Source organism: Bradyrhizobium aeschynomenes, assembly GCF_013178945.1.
Classification (GTDB): domain Bacteria; phylum Pseudomonadota; class Alphaproteobacteria; order Rhizobiales; family Xanthobacteraceae; genus Bradyrhizobium; species Bradyrhizobium aeschynomenes.
This window is the reverse complement of sequence record NZ_JABFDM010000002.1, coordinates 47,834-63,383: the sequence shown is the minus strand read 5'-3', so window position 1 is coordinate 63,383 and position 15,550 is coordinate 47,834. Positions and strand designations below refer to the sequence as shown.

Here is a 15,550-nt window from a genome sequence, read left to right as displayed (position 1 = left end):
CCCGGGTCGAGCCCGGGCATGACGAGCTGAAAATCGCAGGGCAGAACATCATGGCAATCAGATTCGACGGACGTGTCGCCATCGTCACCGGCGCAGGCAATGGGCTCGGACGCGCGCATGCGCTGGGACTGGCTAGCCGCGGCGCCAAGGTCGTGGTCAATGATTTCGGCGGCGCCCGCGACGGCACCGGCGGCTCGATGACCGCGGCCGAGACCGTGGTCGAGGAGATTCGCAAGGCGGGCGGCACCGCCATGGCCGACGGTGCCGACGTCTCGAATTTCGAGCAGGTCACCGCGATGGTCGAGCGCGCCACCAAGGAATGGGGCAGCGTCGACATCATGTGCGCCAATGCCGGCATCCTCAGAGACAAGTCGTTCGGAAAGATGGAGGTCGCCGATTTTGCCAAGGTGCTGGACGTGCATCTCGTCGGCAGCTTCTACTGCTGCAAGGCGGTGTGGAACGGCATGCGCGAGCGCAACTACGGCCGCATCGTGCTGACGACCTCGTCGTCAGGTCTGTTCGGCAATTTCGGCCAGGCCAATTACGGCGCGGCGAAGACCGGCATGGTCGGTTTGATGAACGTGCTGGCGGAAGAGGGCCGCAAGACCAACATCCGCGTCAACATCATCTCGCCCACCGCGGCCACCCGCATGACCGAGGAACTGCTGCCGCCACAGGCGCTGCAGCTGATGAAGCCGGAATCGATCACGCCGGCGGTCGAGTATCTGCTCAGCGAGGACGCGCCGACGCGCACCATCATGGGCGCCGGTGCAGGTTCGTTCGCGGTGATCAAGATCCTGGAGAGCGAGGGCATCAACCTTCCGCCGGAAGAATGGACGCCGGACGCGGTGGCCGCGCACTTCCAAGAGATCAGCGACATGTCGAAGGCGCGCGCGCTGCAGGGCGCGTTCGAGCAGACGCAGAAGTATGTGTCGCAAGCAGCGGCGCGGTTGGGGATCAAACTGTAGTCCCGCTGTCATTCCGGGGCGCGCGCAGCGCGAGCCCGGAATCCATAGCCACGATCGGGAGTATGGATTCCGGGCCTGCGCCAAGGGGCGCATCCCGGAATGACGACCATTTTCGTTGATCTACCGTCCTCTTTGAACCCGATTGGGCGATGTCCTCAGCAGCACCCAACATCGCCATCATCGGAGCCGGCCCGGCCGGGCTGATGGCCGCCGAGGTGCTGGCCGAGGGCGGAGCCAGCGTCACCGTCTACGACGCGATGCCATCGGTAGCGCGCAAGTTCCTGATGGCGGGGCGAGGGGGCCTCAATCTCACGCATAGCGAAGAGCTGGCGGCATTCCTGTCGCGTTATCGCGAAGCCGCGCCCTGGCTTGCGCCGGCCATCCAGGCTTTTTCGCCGCAACAACTTCGCGAGTGGTGCGAAGCGTTGGGCCAGCCGACCTTCGTCGGTTCCTCGGGCCGTGTGTTTCCGGTCGCGATGAAAGCCTCGCCGCTGCTCCGCGCCTGGCTGCGCCGGCTCGACGCGCAGGGCGTGCGCTTCGAGCTGCGGCATCGCTGGACCGGCTGGGACCAGCAGGGCCATCTCATCTTTGCAACGCCAAACGATCCACATACCATCGCAGCCGATGCGACGGTGCTCGCGCTCGGCGGCGCCTCCTGGCCGCGCCTCGGCTCCGACGGCGGCTGGGTGCCGATCCTCGCGGCGAAAGGCATCGCGATCGCGCCGCTCCGTCCGGCCAATTGCGGCTTCACCGTCGCCTGGTCCGACATCTTCCGCGACCGCTTCGAGGGCCAGCCGCTGAAGGGCATCGCGTTGTCGTTCGGAGAGCACAGCAGACGCGGCGAAGCCGTGATCACGCGCAACGGCGTCGAGGGAGGCGCCGTCTACGCGCTGTCGGCCGAGTTGCGCGAGGCGATCGCTGTTCATGGCGAGGCGACGCTGCACGTCGCGCTGCGGCCCGATGTCGAGGCCGCTGATCTGATCAAGAAGCTCTCGGCCCCGCGCAGCAAGCAGTCGTTTTCGAATGTGCTGCGCAAGTCGCTGCAATTGTCACCGGTCGCGATCGGTCTGCTGCAGGAGGCGGCGAAGACACAAGGCCCGGCTCTGTCGTCGCTGTCGCCTGATCGCCTTGCGGCGCTGATCAACGCCGTACCAATCAAGCTGACAGGCACCGCCGGTCTCGCCCGCGCCATCTCCAGCGCCGGCGGCATCGCGCGTGATGAGCTCGATGCCGACTACATGCTGCGGCGACTGCCGGGCGTGTTCGCCGCAGGCGAGATGCTGGACTGGGAAGCTCCGACCGGCGGTTATCTGCTGCAAGCCTCGTTCGCGACCGGCGTTGCCGCAGGGAAGGGCGCGTTGATGTGGCTTAATTTGTAGGGTGGGCAAAGCGCAGCGTGCCCACCATCGATCGGCGTATTCGGCGGCAATACGGTGGGCACGTCATCGCGACTTGCGTATGACGCAGCACTACAGCCGCCGCCTTTGCCCAGCTTACGATTTGCCGCGCGGCCAGCTACGATCATCGCTGTCATTCCGGGGCGCCCGGAGGGCGAGCCCGGAATCCATAACCACGATCGGGCGTATGGATTCCGGGCTCAGCCGCTGGCGCGGCTGCCCCGGAATGACGGGTAGAGGGTTGCGCCCTTACCGCAGCTTGCCGCGCGCCGCGACCGGCAGCGTGCCCAGGATCTCTTCCCCGCGGACCATCACGACCTCCTCCATCATGTTGACGACGACGCAGACGTGGTTGGGGACGATGCGGACGACGTCGCCGACATGGGGGCGGGTATTGCTGCGGGAGAGGTCGAGGAAGCCGTGCTCCTCGGCGAAGCGGGCGATCTTCGCCTCCGGGTGCTCCAGGATCAGGCCGTGGCCGTCGAGGCCGCCGGTGTCGGTGGTCAATGTCTTGGAGCCGGCATCGAGGATGCCGCGCTCGGGCGCGGCGCGGCTGACGACGGTGGAGTAGATGTGCAGCGCGCAGTCGTCCCAGGTGGCGACGCCGGCGGCGACCTGCATGCGGTCGTTGTAGATGTAGGTGCCCGGGCGGTGCTCGGTGGCGCCCTTGAGCTTGCCGAGATTCTTCAGGTTCGGCGAGCCGCCGGTCGAGACGATCGTGGCCTCCAGACCCTCGGCGCGCACGCCGGCCAGTGCTTCGTCGTAGAAGCGCTGCGCCTCGTCCCAGCCGCTCTCGGTCGGGTACAGCATGAAGCCGGCGAAGCGCAGTCCCTCGCTCGCCTTGATCTGCCGCGCGAGTTGGATCGCCTCCGCCGGCGTTTCCACGCCGGCGCGCTTGCGGCCGGTGTCGCATTCGACGACGACAGAGAGCGTGCGGCCGGACTGCTTCGCCGCCTGCGGCAGGCCCGCGATCACGGTCGCGTTGTCGGCGGCGACGGTCATATCGGCCTTGGCCTGCAGCGCGGCGAGACGCGCCATCTTCTCCTCGCCGATCAGGTTGTAGCTGATCAGGATGTTGCTGATGCCGGCGTCCGCCATGATCTCGGCCTCGCCGATCTTCTGGCAGGTGATGCCTTGCGCGCCGGCCTCGATCTGCAGCTTGGCCAGCGCCGGGCTCTTGTGCGTCTTGATGTGCGGCCGGTTGGCGACGCCGGCGGCGTCGCACTGCGTCTGGATGCGCGCGATGTTGCGCTCGACCTTGTCCATGTCGATGACGGCGCAGGGCGTGCCATACTCTCGGGCGATCTTGGCGGCGAGCGGGGTGGTCATGCGTGGTCCTTCAACTTATGAGTTGGAAACGAAGCTCTATCCATCCGGGCGGTGCACCCTCTCCCCTTGTGGGAGAGGGTGGCCTCGCGCAGCGAAGCCGGGTGAGGGGTCTCTCTCCGCGATCGAATATGCCGAGAGAACCCCTCACCCGGCGCCGAGCTGCCGCTCGTCGCCACCCTCTCCCACAAGGGGAGAGGGTGCAGCGTGCCTGTGGCGAGGGTTGACGGTGCCGGACCGTCATCCGCCCTCGATCTCCTCGCGTAGGACTTCAAGCTCCAGCCAGCGGTCTTCGGCGGCGGTGAGCTCGGCCTGCGCGGTGGCGATGGCGAGGGAGGTGGCGTCGAATCTTTTGCGGTCCTTTGCATAGAGCGCGGGGTCGGCTAGCACGGCCTGCTGCTTGGCGATCTCTGCCTGCAGCTTCGCGATCGTCTTTGGCAGCGTCTCCAGCGCATGCTTCTCGTTGAAGGAGAGCTTGCGCTTCGGCGCGCTCGCGGGCTGAGCGGCTGCTGGCTTGGCGTCCTTCTTTTCTTCCGCCGCCTTGGCATGCTCGCGCTTTAGATCGGCGCCGCGCTGCGCCAGCATGTCGCTATAGCCGCCGGCGTATTCCTGCCACTTTCCGTTGCCCTCCGGCACGATCACCGAGGTGACGACGCGGTCGAGAAAGTCGCGGTCGTGGCTGATCAGGATGACTGTACCCTCGTAGTCGCCGAGCATGTCCTCGAGCACGTCGAGTGTCTCCAGGTCGAGGTCGTTGGTCGGTTCGTCCAGCACCAGCAGGTTCGAGGGCTTGGCCAGAGCGCGCGCGAGCATCAGCCGGCCGCGTTCGCCGCCGGACAGCACCTCCAGCGGCGTGCGCATCTGCTCGCGCGAGAACAGAAAATCCTCCATGTAGCCGACGACGTGCTTCGGCTTGCCGGCGACCATGACGTGATCGCCGCGGCCGCCGGTCAGCGCCTCCGCGAGCGTGGTGCGCGGGTCGAGGCTCTCGCGGTGCTGGTCGAGGGTCGCCGTCTCCAGATTGACGCCGAGCCGGATGCTGCCGCTGTCGGGCTCGCTTCCGCCGGTCAGCAGGTTGACCAGCGTGGTCTTGCCGGCGCCGTTGGGGCCGACGATGCCGATGCGGTCGCCGCGCTGGATGCGGATGGAGAAATTATCGACAATCTTGCGATCGCCATAACTCTTCGATACGCCCTTCGCCTCGATCACCAGCTTGCCGGACTTGTCGGCCTCGGCGGCGGCGAGATTGGCGGCGCCCGCGGTGCCGCGATAGTCGCGGCGCTGCTGGCGCAGGGCATGCAGATTGGCGAGCCGCTTGACGTTGCGCTTGCGCCGGCCGGAGACGCCGTAGCGCAGCCAGTGCTCCTCGTTGACGATCTTGCGGTCGAGCTTGTGCTGCTCGCGCTCTTCCTCGGCCAGCACCTCGTCGCGCCACGCCTCGAACGCCGCAAAGCCGCGGTCGATCTGCTTGATCTGGCCGCGGTCGAGCCAGGCCGTCGCGCGAGACAGGTTGGTGAGGAAGCGGCGGTCGTGGCTGATCAGCACCAGCGCGCAGCGGCGGCCATCGAGCTCGTTCTCCAGCCACTCGATGGTGGTGAGGTCGAGATGGTTGGTCGGCTCGTCCAGGAGCAGGATATCGGGGTTGGGCGCGAGCACGCGGGCCAGCGCCGCGCGGCGTGCCTCGCCGCCGGAGACGTGCGCGGGATCTTCCTCGCCGGTGAGCCCGAGCTGCTCGACGAGATAGCGCGCCTGGTAGTGATCGTCGCCCGGACCGAGCCCGGCCTCGACGTAGGAGAGCGTGGTGGCGTGGCCGGAGAAATCCGGCTCCTGCGGCAGATAGCGCACCGTGGCGCCCGGCTGCACGAAGCGCGTGCCGCTGTCGCAATCGACGAGGCCTGCGGCGATCTTCAACAGCGTCGACTTGCCGGAGCCGTTACGCCCGATCAGGCAGACGCGCTCGCCGGGCGAGACCGACAGCTCGACGCCTTGCAGCAGCGCCGTGCCGCCGAAGGTCAGGCGGATATCTTTCAACTGGATGAGAGGCGGCGCCATGTTGCTAGCTCTGTTGCTGGACCCGCGCGGCGCGTTGGCGCTGCGCGCGGCGGATCGTGGTGTCGAGGGTGGAGAGGAAGGTGGAGCGGTCGCGCGGCGTGAACGAGCGCGGGCCGCCGGTGACCTCGCCGGAGGAGCGCAGATCGGTCATCAGGTTGCGCACGGCGAGCGTCATGCCGATCGACGCCTCCGTGAACGGCTTGCCGTTCGGCGCGATCACGGCGCTGCCGGCCTTGACGCAGCGGCTCGCCAGCGGAATGTCCGCGGTGATGACGATGTCGTCGGGACCGGTGCGCTCGGCGATCCAGTCGTCCGCCGCATCCATGCCGCTGCCGGCCGCGATGCGCGTGATCAGGGGATCGTCGGGCACGCGGATGAAGCCGCCGGCGACGACGATCACCGGCAGGCCGTGCCGGATCGCGACGCGGTAGATCTCGTCCTTCACCGGGCAGGCGTCGGCGTCGACATAGATGGTGATCGGGGCGGTTTCGGTCGTCATCGGGCCTTCATTCGGGATGGCGGGTTGGTACTCCATCGAGCCGGGAATTGCGAGCCAAACGCTGAGCTTGCCAGGGGCTTTCCTGCCGCTACCATCGCCGAAAAGGGTCAAAGGGAGGCAAGGATGTCCGGCGAAATCGCGCCTTACGCGGTCGAGGCGTTCAACACGGCCAAGCAGTCCGAGAACAAGATGCACGATGACGGCGTGGCCCGCCGCTTCGGCTTCGCCGGCGGCCTCGTGCCCGGCGTCGAGGTGCTGGCCTATATGCTGCACCAGCCGGTCGCGCGCTGGGGGCGGGCGTTCCTGGAACGGGGCCTGATCGAGTCGCGCTTCATCAAGCCGGTCTATGACGGCGAGATCGCCGACGTCAGGGCGAGCGAGGAGGGGGAGGGGCTCAGCCTAAAGGTGATCAGTCAGGGCCAGCTCTGCGCCACCGGTTCCGCAACGCTGCCGGTGGCCCCGCCGGATGTGACGCTGGCGGACTATCGCGATGTTCCACCCGCAGCCGTGCGGCCGTCAATCGGCGCAGACTCGTTCGCGGTCGGTAGCCTGCTCGGCACGGCACCGCGGGCCTGGCCGGGGCAGGCGGCCACGATGTATCTCGACGAGATCCGCGAGCGCGATCCGATCTATGCCAGCGAGCGGCTCGGTCATCCCGGCATGCTGCAGCGGGTGATGAACCGGCTGCTGGTCGACAACGTCGTGCTCGGCCCGTGGATCCACGTCGGCAGCCGGATGCAATTGCTGTCGGTGATCGCCGAGACCGACGAGATCACGGCGCGGGGACGGGTGGTCGCCAACTACGAGAAGAAGGGCCACCGCTTCGTCGAGATCGACGCGCTGGTGGTCGCGGACGGCGATCGGCCGCTGGCCCATTGCCGTCACGTCGCAATCTACCAGCTGCGCGCGCAGGCTTGACGGCTGCGTCATGGCGTCGCCGCTATCAAGACGATTTGATCATTAATAGTGAGGCCGTTCATACGCAATCTAAAATTGTGTATGCTTTCTTCTGCCCGTCATGTGAAGGGGCGAGGATCGGTGAGCGTATACGATGAACACTGTGTGCCCGCCAGCTGCGTCATATCCGGGCATGCCATGACGAGGCGTGTTCTTCTCAAGAGCGGCATCGACGGGGTCTGCAGCAGCAGGGGCGAGTTTGCCGTGTTGGGTCGACACGCATTTCCGGTGCCGTCAGCACGATCATGAAGGACCAGGGGGGACCCGAAGCTGGCGATCACGCCTGGCGGGAATTGGCCAGGATGAGCCGGCCGTATCTGGAGGTCGCCGATTTCCTCGTGAGCTATGCGCAGCGGCTGGCCGAGTTGTCGCGCGCAGCGACGGTTGAGATCGCGGTCGCCGATCTCGGGCGCATCGTGCTGTCGAGATCCGGGACCGAGACGGTGCAGGACTGGCTCAGCGAGCGGGACGGCGGTGCTGCGGCGGCCTCCGAGCGCGAGCCGCGACGAGCGCCGGAGTGGCGGCTCGAACCGACGCCGTCCGTTACGGTGCCGCTGGTCTATGCCGATGTGGGGATCGGCCGCCTGAACCTGGCCTGGGATCGACGGCGGAGCGGGCCGGACCTTTCGGAGGCGCTGGCGGATTGCGCGCGCCAGCTCGCCTTCGTGGTGAAGCGCTACGAGGTCTGTGAATGGGCACGGCAGCGCCTCGGCCGATCGCTGCTACTGGTCGGCGCCAGCGATGCCGTGCGCAACCTGGAAATCTTCGTCGAGAAGGCTTCGCACAGCGATCTGCCCTGTCTGCTGCAGGGCGAATTCGGAACCGAGACGCCGTATCTGGCGGCCGCCATCCATTGCTGTGGACCGCGCCGCGATCTGCCGTTCGTGCAGGTCAATTGCGCCCAGCCGCGCGGGGCGCCGCAGGACTGGTTTCGGCAGGCCGAGGGCGGCACGCTGTTCTTCAGCGACATCGACATGCTGGCGCCAGGCCTGCAGAACGAGCTGCCGCAATACATGCATTCCCGACTCGGACAATGGCTCGACGTATCCAGCACGACGCGGGTGCGCGTGATCGCGTCCGCAAGCAGCGATCTGCCCCGGCTGGTGGCCGAGCGTGCCTTCGCGCGTCAACTGCTGGCGGAGCTGGATTTCCTGCCGGTCAGTGTGCCGCCGCTGCGCGAGCGCAACGACGACATCGAGCCGCTGGTGATCGCCGCCCTCGAAGGACATGGTCACCGCGCAGAGGACAAGATCAGTGCGGAGATGCTCGAGCTGTGCCGCAGCTATGCCTGGCCCGAGAACGCGTTCGAGGTGGAGCGCGTGATTGCCCGGCTGGCGGTGATGACCGGACGGGCCAGGATCCGCGCCGACGACATCAGACGCTATTTTCCGGCGCTCCACGCACAGGCGGAGCGGGCCGCCGCGCCGGTGGCGCCGACGGTTACGGCGCCGCCACCCACCGAGGCCGTTCACGAGCCGATGTTGGCGCCAGCGCCGGCGTCGGATGGCGGTGGACCCGAGGACTGGGTCCATCACGTGCTCAACAAGGACCTGAAGGCGCTGTCGCGCCTGCATCCCAACCTCCGCAAGGCCCTGATCTATCTGGTCGACCATTACGCCGAGCCGATCCGGCTCGACACGCTGGCAAGACAGGCCCACGTCAGCCAGTCGCATCTGAGCTTCCTGTTTCGCCATAGCCTGCAGACATCATGCAAGGCGATGCTGTCGCGCATCCGGGTCGAGAAAGCCAAGGAGCTCTTGGCTACCAATGCGCGGCAGCCGATCACCGACGTGGCGCTGCAGGTCGGCTTCGCCGATCTCAGCCATTTCGAGAAATACTTCCGTCGTCAGGTCGGCCGCACCCCGCGCGAGTACCGGCGCATGGCGGCGGAGTGAGAAATGTCATCCGCCTCGCGTGGCCATCGTCATTGTGGCCATCACAGAGTTCTTGTCAGCCGTCATGCTCAGGGGGATAATGGCCGGTGAAGCAACCCTCGCGCGAGATTCCGGAGGTCGCAGATGTCGTCCAGCCAGAGCGTGTTCGACGGCAGCGAAGCAGAAGCTTCGACAAGATCGCAAGCCAGGGGCGCGCGACGATCCACATCGTCCGATCGATCATCAGTGTTCGATGCATTTGAGCCGCAACCTGCCGGCGTGTTCGATGAGACCCGGTCCGGGATGCCGCGTCGGGCCCGGTCCGTCCCGGATCGAAGCCGACATGGCGATCTCTTCTCGGATCTGGGATCGGATGTGTCGGAGCCCGGTCGCGTTCGCGGCCTTGGCTCGCTTCCGCAGGGTGCAACCCGTCAAACACGACCGCCGGCCGCACCGCGTCCTGTGAAGGTGCTTTCTGAAGCGTCGGCCGGCCGAAGCCCGGATGGAGGCGACATCTTCGCTGAGCGCACTTCCGAGATGTCGCGTCGGTCCCGGCCGGTGGCAGGTCGAAGCCCAGGCGAAGACCTGTTCTCGGACGTGTTCGCGGCTGTGCCAGCGCCCGGTTCGGTCCGCAGCCCTGTCTCAGTGCCACGGGCCCCGGCCCATCAGGGAGCGCTATCGCGATCAAAGTCGTCCGTCGCAGGTTCGGGCCTATCGCATCCGACGCGGCTGGTCGCGGATGCGTCGCCGTCGAGATCCGCCTTGCGCTCATTGGCGGGATCGAGCTTGTTCGACGATGATCCGCCAAGCGAGCCGCGGCGCTGCCGCCTGGTTCGTCTCCGAAGGGCCGCGCGGCGCCGGCGGGTGGTCGTCATCGACCGGTCCGGAGCCTGACAGCGGCCTCGAAGGGCGGCCTGGGAGAAGAGGATGTCTGCGCGTCCAGCTGCGGACGTTCTCAGAAACTGTCACCCGGGCCGAAGAGCTGCTGATTGACCCGCGGTGTGCCGACCTTGGGCATGCTCTCCATCGTGGTCTTGCCGATCGCGGATTTGTCGATCGCGGATTTGTCGATCTCCTTGGCGGCTCGCCATTCCCCCTCGCTGTCCGAAAATGCGAGGTAGAAGGCGATGCCGCCGACCGACAGCACGCGGTTGAAGATGTAGTTGACGTCGTCCGGCTTCCAGCCGGCCATGCCGTCATCTGCGGACTTCTCGATGGTGACCGCGAGCATGAAGGCGCCGCTGTTCACGTAGATGTTGCGGCGGCCCTCGTCCAGCTTTTTGAGATCCTTCTCGACCTCCGACATGAAGGTCGGCGCACTCTGCTTTGCCGTCTGAGCCTTGATCTCGACGAGAATTTGATACTTCGTCAACAATTCGGGGTTGAGCAGGAGATCGACGCGCCAACTCTCCTGACGGTAGACGCTCTGCTCGCGGGCCACCTGTCCCTTGTATTTGGCCTTGAGATATCCTGCGAGATCGGCCTGTAGCCAAGCCTCGTAGCCTCCATCATCGAGCGCCGTCACCAGCTGCAGGCCGGCGATGCCGCGGTCGTTGGCCCAGGCCAGCAGGCCTTCACAAAATTCTTTCTCATTCATGATCTGGTCCTCGAGGCGCAAAGCTGCCTTGCGGTCTCAAGCGGGACTCGGCACGCCATCGCCTGCGTTGCAGCTGGGCGCGACATCGGTGATCGCGGCCGGAGTCATTCCAGCGCCAGCACATGGACGATGCCCTCACCGCAGCGTTGGCATTTGTAGTGGCCGTCATCCTGCGTGCCCCAGTGAAAGACGCCGGCCTCGTCGTAGCTTCCGAGATGCGCCTCACAGGCGACGAAGCCGCATCGGCCGCACTGCCCCGAGCCGGAACGGATCGGGGCCTGACAGACGAAGGGAAAGCTTCCTCCCTCCTTCTTCGTCCGCATCACCCAGCCGCGGCACGTCGAGTACGGGACGGTCGCCAGTTGATCGACCTGGTTCTGATGCAGTCCGGCAATCGTCACGGCGACGAAGGCGAGGTCTTCATCCCACACCTTCGAGCATGAGAACATCAGCGGCCAATCCGGCACCGTCTGAATCTGCTGCTTGGCCGCCGGCCCGAGATACAGCCTGAGAGCCCAATGATCGGTGTTCCACCAGTTCTTGCTGCGGACGATCACGTTGTAGCGGCTGTCGGCATCGAACGGAATTGGTTCGAGCCCGTTGACGCGAAGCATGATGCGGACGAGACATTCGAGAAACTCCGTCTGGGGCGCGCAATCCTGTTCGAGCTCAGGTCCTTCCATGGTTGCATCCCGCAACAGGGCCGCCATGCGCTGGAGATCGACGGCGTTTCCCTCCTGCGGATATTGCTGAGCGGCATCCTGCTTGATGCCCAGCGGATAGCCCATCGCGTCCGTGTTCAGCACGTTTGCGATGATGCTGCTGTTGCTCTTGAAGTCGTCGGCGGTCAGCGTTCCGCCGCTGAGCACCCAGTTCCAGCACGCATACTGATAGAGGGGTCCGTTGATGGTGTTCGGGACCTGCTGCCCGTTCCGCGACCGCTCGTAGCTGAACAACCGTCGTATGACGGCCATGGGAAGGTTCGGCATGGAAGTCTCCCGGAATTTCGTTTCAGTCGATCAATGGTCCATCGGCTGGCGCGTCAGGCCCAGCCAGCCTGCTGCAAAATCGTCGTTGCGGCTCGTTCGCCCGAGTAGAAGGCGCCGTGAATCGTGCCGTAGGCGTCCACCCAGGTCGCTTCGCCGGCGAAAAGGATTCGTCCCCCGCCGTGCGGCTTGCCAAGCTCCAGCCGCGCATTCAGCGCCGTCGGATCGTTGGCATTGCCGCCGTCGTAGCGGGTGAACGAGTAGGCGCCGCGGATGTGAGGCTGCATCGACCAGTTGGTGAGCATGGGTTTCTGGAGGGGGACGATCTCCGCGGGCGCGTAGGCTGCATTCAGGACCTTGAACAGCGCGGCAACGACCGTCTCGTCGTCCATCCTGTCGAGCATGTGAGCGAAGTTGCCGGAGGCCACGCAGATCAACGCCTGCGGCGCCGTCGGCAGGCGGAAATATTGCCAGCAGCCTCCCAGTGCGCCGTCGTAGACATAGTAGTCGCAGCTCGGCGCGATCGCGTCCGGCATCTGCTTCGGACAGAACGCGACCTTCTTGTAGGATCCGAGCAGCACATAGGTCAGGGCCGAGGTCCGCTCGAAGGTCAATGGCGGCTCGAACGCAATGCCGGCGATTGCGCTGCAGGGCACAGTGACGATGCAGTAGTCATAGTCGCCGACCACCTGCTCGCCGGCGCAGATCCGGACAAGATTTTCGGCGCTACGCAGCCGGACGGCCGAGACGACGGTCGCGGGGTGGAGCGTCAGCGTGTCGGGAAAGCTCTTTTGCAGGCTGTGTCCGTACGCGTTGACCAGGGTGCCGATGCCGTCCTTGACGAACTGAACCTTGCCGCTGCCTTCAGCCTGTCGCTCCCGGTCGGCCGCGATATATTGCCAGGGCTCGGCGGATTCCGCGATCGATCCATATTGGCTCGAGCCGAGCGCGAGGACGGCATCAGCGCTCGCGCCGGGGGATTGGGCGATCGGGGGGACGTTGTCGGACTGCTCGGCCGACGCGTAGCCCTCATCCAGCAGCGTTTGCACCTCGTTGATCCCAGGGGTACCAAGCCTGTCCTGCCAGACGCCGTCGAGCTGGACGCGGTAGTACGTCCCGGCGGCCTTGTCGTCGCGGGGAAGCAGCTCGAAGTCCAGCGACTTCGCGATCCCGGTCCACGGATTGACCTCGGGGTCCTGAATGAACTGCGGTCCCAGATCGAAGGGAAACCCCTGATCCGGCCGGGTCCAGGCCCGGCCGCCGAAGCGCTCGTAGGCGTCGACCAGAGTGACGTGTTGCTTGTTCTTCAGCAACAATTGAGCTGCCCCGAGCCCTGCGCAGCCGCCGCCGATGATGACGACCTTGACCATGTTCGTCAGTCCTTGGTGGAACGATCGAGGGAAGCGATGTCGCTCCCCGGCCTGTTGAGTTCATGCGCGATGCCGGCCCGTGGTCCCGGTCGCCGCATTCATAGCTTCGCCCTGAGCTGCCGCGGCGGTCGCGCGAGGACCGCGGCCTCCATCGCGATCAACGTGCCGAGCGTCTCTGCGAGCTTCCAGCGCGTTGCCCATTCACCGACATCGGCTGCGCGCCCGCGGCACCAGGGTATCAGCTCGAGCAGACCCGAGACGGCGAGCGGTCCAACACGGTTGAGCACGATATTGCTGCTGAGGCGCGGACGCAGCGAGAAGCGTATAAGCAGCGGGCAATAGCTGGTCGTGCCGAGTGGCAGGGATGTCTTGGCAAACACATTGACGGTCTTGAGGACGTCGATCTTGCCGACGATTCCGAAGGCCGGGATTCGGCTGGCAGCCTGTTCGACCGTCTGGGCAAAGCCATCCAGCTGCGAGTCGGAGATCTCGCTTTCGCTCACACATGTTTCGTAGTGCAGGTCGATGGCGGCAAATTCGGCGGGAATGACGTTGCCCTCGATCGTCGGTGACGCGAAGAGACGGTGGAGATTGGCGGCATAGCTTCCTTCCGCCACGGCCAGCACTTTCGGTGCGACGGCAACCTGAGCCGTGAGCCCGAAGATGGCCGCGTTCTGGCTCAGGACGAATCTCCCGCGCTCCGCGAGATGCGTGACCATCATGGCGGAGACGGCGTCACACCACTTGAAAACCAGTCCTGCCTGCTTGATCTCGTTCTCGCTGGACATGCCATCGATCAGATCCTTGAGCGTCGCGCTGTTCACGACATCGAAGGCCTCGGCAAGCCCGGGATCGAGTGCGAGCTCGTAGGCGACGCAGAACTGGCCGAGCAAAATCCACGCGAGATCCCGAATGCGCGGGAGACCGACACGGGAGACCTGCTGCTGGCACAAGACGAGCCCGGCGGTCGTTACGAACCCTTGTTCCCATGCCACGTAGAGCTGCGCATCGTCCGTGCCCAGGACCTCGAGCAGCCGCGCCAGCCGCGTCTCACGCTTGTTCGACGAGGGCGATATGCCGGCGTCGGACTCCCGGATGACGTCGATCAGGTCATCGATGAAGTAGCCGGCGCCGGGATACGGAACGCCGTTGACCGAGTTGATGCCTCCACGGACATGCCGCCATTGTTGCAGGAGTTCAATCGTATAGTAGCGCGGAATGCCAACATCGATCAATTCGGCCTTGCAACTGCCCGATGGCTTGTCGGCGATGTCGCGCCAGACGCTTTCCAGCGAGAGCAAGGGATCCAGACCCAGGGCATTCTCGTCGATCATGTCCTGCCAGGCGAGCACGAAGACGTTGTCGATCACCTTGTCGACGGTCTCGGCCGAGACGGCCTTGGTTGTTGCGTAGGTCTTTGTAGCCTCCGCCAGGGACTGGGCATTTGCCATCAGATTGGCGGAGAACACGAAGTTGTCGCGCAGCAGCATGTTGTCGACGATGGCGCGAGTCCACTCATAGAGTCTCCACCACTCGTCCGGAGGCAGATGAGGATCGATGAGGATCTGCGTGTCCCAGTCGTTTTCGCCGCGTTCGGGTGTACCCAGCAGATAGGCGAGGCCGCGGCCGCCTTTGAGGAAGAAGACGACCTTGCCGTCCAGCTCTCGTGACAAGGCAGCGATCATCCGCTGCAGCAGCTTGAACAGCCACTCCTGCTCATTGTGCAGGAGCTTCGTCAGTTGGGAGCTTGCAATGCTGCGGTAGATGCCGTCTTCGCTCTTTTTCACGATGAGGCTATAGGGAACGAGAAGGCGCAGAAGGAAGAAGTGTGGTATGGCCTCGTTGTTGGTCACGATGCAGAAGCCGTGGATGATGCTGCGCAGTGCGTCCCTTACGGCAATGAGATTTCTCAGGCAGGTGCTGGCGGCGGCGCGCGCTTCGTCAACTATGGCGCCTGATTTGATCTTCGCGCATGCGACCGGCACCGCCTCGCACGTCTGAAGGCAGGTCTGCAGACATGTGATGGTCTGCATGCTCGGATCGAGGTCGATGAGGTATTGGCAGATCGTCGCGAATTCGGAAGCGATCTTTTGTGCGCGGGCTCCGATCTCGATGAGATCGCCACCCTTTTTGTAGGCGTCGACGATCGCGTTCAGGTGCTTCGACTGCGCAGTGAGATTGTCGCGGGTGTTCTGCGCATCCCCGCCGCGCGGGAGCGGCCCCGGCATGATCTGGAAATATCGCTCCATCAGCAGGCCCGAGCGCAGCTGGCGTTGTTTGGCCGAGCTCTCGCGGGCGCTGAGCGCGGCGATGGCCTCCTGATAGGGAGGCCAGTAAAGCGGCAATTCGGGCCCCTTGCGCACCCAGCGGATCGTCAGATCGTGATGGTCGTACACATAGTCGATTGCGACCAGCTCCGGTGGCTGCGATCGCTCGATGATCCCTGTGACCGTTCTCGCCAGCAGCCCGAGGGCGTCGAGGGCAGCGTCATCCTTGTCGCAGAGCGTGCCGGGCATGCGTCGTG

Annotated in this window: 11 protein-coding genes; 4 read left to right on the top strand and 7 right to left on the bottom strand. The window is 65.4% G+C overall.

Translation table 11 applies throughout. The features are described 5' to 3' along the window. Positions 1-50 precede the first annotated feature (50 nt). Both HL666_RS04970 and HL666_RS04965 read left to right on the top strand, forming a co-directional pair. Entirely contained in the window at positions 51-968 is a 918-nt protein-coding gene (locus tag HL666_RS04970) for an SDR family NAD(P)-dependent oxidoreductase (RefSeq protein ID WP_172180250.1), read from the top strand. Between the two features lie 149 nt (positions 969-1,117). Next, positions 1,118-2,347, top strand: a complete 1,230-nt coding sequence (locus HL666_RS04965) for a BaiN/RdsA family NAD(P)/FAD-dependent oxidoreductase (protein ID WP_172180248.1) — start codon at positions 1,118-1,120, stop codon at positions 2,345-2,347. Between the two features lie 267 nt (positions 2,348-2,614). On the opposite strand, the gene HL666_RS04960 is transcribed toward HL666_RS04965, so the two are convergent. The 3 genes from HL666_RS04960 to HL666_RS04950 form a co-directional block, all read right to left on the bottom strand. Further along, positions 2,615-3,694, bottom strand: coding sequence for a D-TA family PLP-dependent enzyme (locus HL666_RS04960; protein WP_172180246.1), 1,080 nt, complete (start codon positions 3,692-3,694; stop codon positions 2,615-2,617). Between the two features lie 237 nt (positions 3,695-3,931). Continuing rightward, a complete protein-coding gene (locus tag HL666_RS04955) occupies positions 3,932-5,743 on the bottom strand; it encodes an ABC-F family ATP-binding cassette domain-containing protein (RefSeq protein WP_172130752.1) in 1,812 nt (603 codons plus the stop codon). A 4-nt stretch (positions 5,744-5,747) separates the two neighbouring features. Further along, on the bottom strand, positions 5,748-6,242 hold the full coding sequence (locus tag HL666_RS04950; RefSeq protein ID WP_172108170.1) for a YaiI/YqxD family protein: 495 nt from the start codon (positions 6,240-6,242) through the stop codon (positions 5,748-5,750). 123 nt (positions 6,243-6,365) lie between these two features. Here HL666_RS04950 and HL666_RS04945 point away from each other — a divergent pair, with 123 nt between their 5' ends. Beyond that, complete coding sequence (locus HL666_RS04945) at positions 6,366-7,160, top strand: hypothetical protein (protein ID WP_172130749.1); 795 nt, start codon at positions 6,366-6,368, stop codon at positions 7,158-7,160. Between the two features lie 341 nt (positions 7,161-7,501). Continuing rightward, entirely contained in the window at positions 7,502-9,094 is a 1,593-nt protein-coding gene (locus HL666_RS04940; RefSeq protein ID WP_210261759.1) for a helix-turn-helix domain-containing protein, read from the top strand. Between the two features lie 934 nt (positions 9,095-10,028). Here the strand turns inward: HL666_RS04940 and HL666_RS04935 are convergent. From HL666_RS04935 to HL666_RS04920, 4 genes are all read right to left on the bottom strand, one after another. Then, positions 10,029-10,670, bottom strand: coding sequence for a hypothetical protein (locus HL666_RS04935; protein WP_172108176.1), 642 nt, complete (start codon positions 10,668-10,670; stop codon positions 10,029-10,031). Between the two features lie 104 nt (positions 10,671-10,774). Beyond that, complete coding sequence (locus HL666_RS04930; protein ID WP_172180242.1) at positions 10,775-11,659, bottom strand: hypothetical protein; 885 nt, start codon at positions 11,657-11,659, stop codon at positions 10,775-10,777. A 53-nt stretch (positions 11,660-11,712) separates the two neighbouring features. Next, on the bottom strand, positions 11,713-13,026 hold the full coding sequence (locus tag HL666_RS04925; protein ID WP_172130747.1) for a flavin monoamine oxidase family protein: 1,314 nt from the start codon (positions 13,024-13,026) through the stop codon (positions 11,713-11,715). Between the two features lie 98 nt (positions 13,027-13,124). Next, positions 13,125-15,542, bottom strand: coding sequence for a hypothetical protein (locus HL666_RS04920; protein WP_172180238.1), 2,418 nt, complete (start codon positions 15,540-15,542; stop codon positions 13,125-13,127). Positions 15,543-15,550: the final 8 nt, after the last annotated feature.

Coding starts and splice junctions, on each gene's coding strand:
- HL666_RS04955 (WP_172130752.1), bottom strand. CDS start 5,743: ATGGCGCCGCCTCTCATCCAGTTGAAAGATATCCGCCTGACCTTCGGC.
- HL666_RS04965 (WP_172180248.1), top strand. CDS start 1,118: ATGTCCTCAGCAGCACCCAACATCGCCATCATCGGAGCCGGCCCGGCC.
- HL666_RS04945 (WP_172130749.1), top strand. CDS start 6,366: ATGTCCGGCGAAATCGCGCCTTACGCGGTCGAGGCGTTCAACACGGCC.
- HL666_RS04970 (WP_172180250.1), top strand. CDS start 51: ATGGCAATCAGATTCGACGGACGTGTCGCCATCGTCACCGGCGCAGGC.
- HL666_RS04935 (WP_172108176.1), bottom strand. CDS start 10,670: ATGAATGAGAAAGAATTTTGTGAAGGCCTGCTGGCCTGGGCCAACGAC.
- HL666_RS04950 (WP_172108170.1), bottom strand. CDS start 6,242: ATGACGACCGAAACCGCCCCGATCACCATCTATGTCGACGCCGACGCC.
- HL666_RS04940 (WP_210261759.1), top strand. CDS start 7,502: ATGAGCCGGCCGTATCTGGAGGTCGCCGATTTCCTCGTGAGCTATGCG.
- HL666_RS04960 (WP_172180246.1), bottom strand. CDS start 3,694: ATGACCACCCCGCTCGCCGCCAAGATCGCCCGAGAGTATGGCACGCCC.
- HL666_RS04925 (WP_172130747.1), bottom strand. CDS start 13,026: ATGGTCAAGGTCGTCATCATCGGCGGCGGCTGCGCAGGGCTCGGGGCA.
- HL666_RS04920 (WP_172180238.1), bottom strand. CDS start 15,542: ATGCCCGGCACGCTCTGCGACAAGGATGACGCTGCCCTCGACGCCCTC.
- HL666_RS04930 (WP_172180242.1), bottom strand. CDS start 11,659: ATGCCGAACCTTCCCATGGCCGTCATACGACGGTTGTTCAGCTACGAG.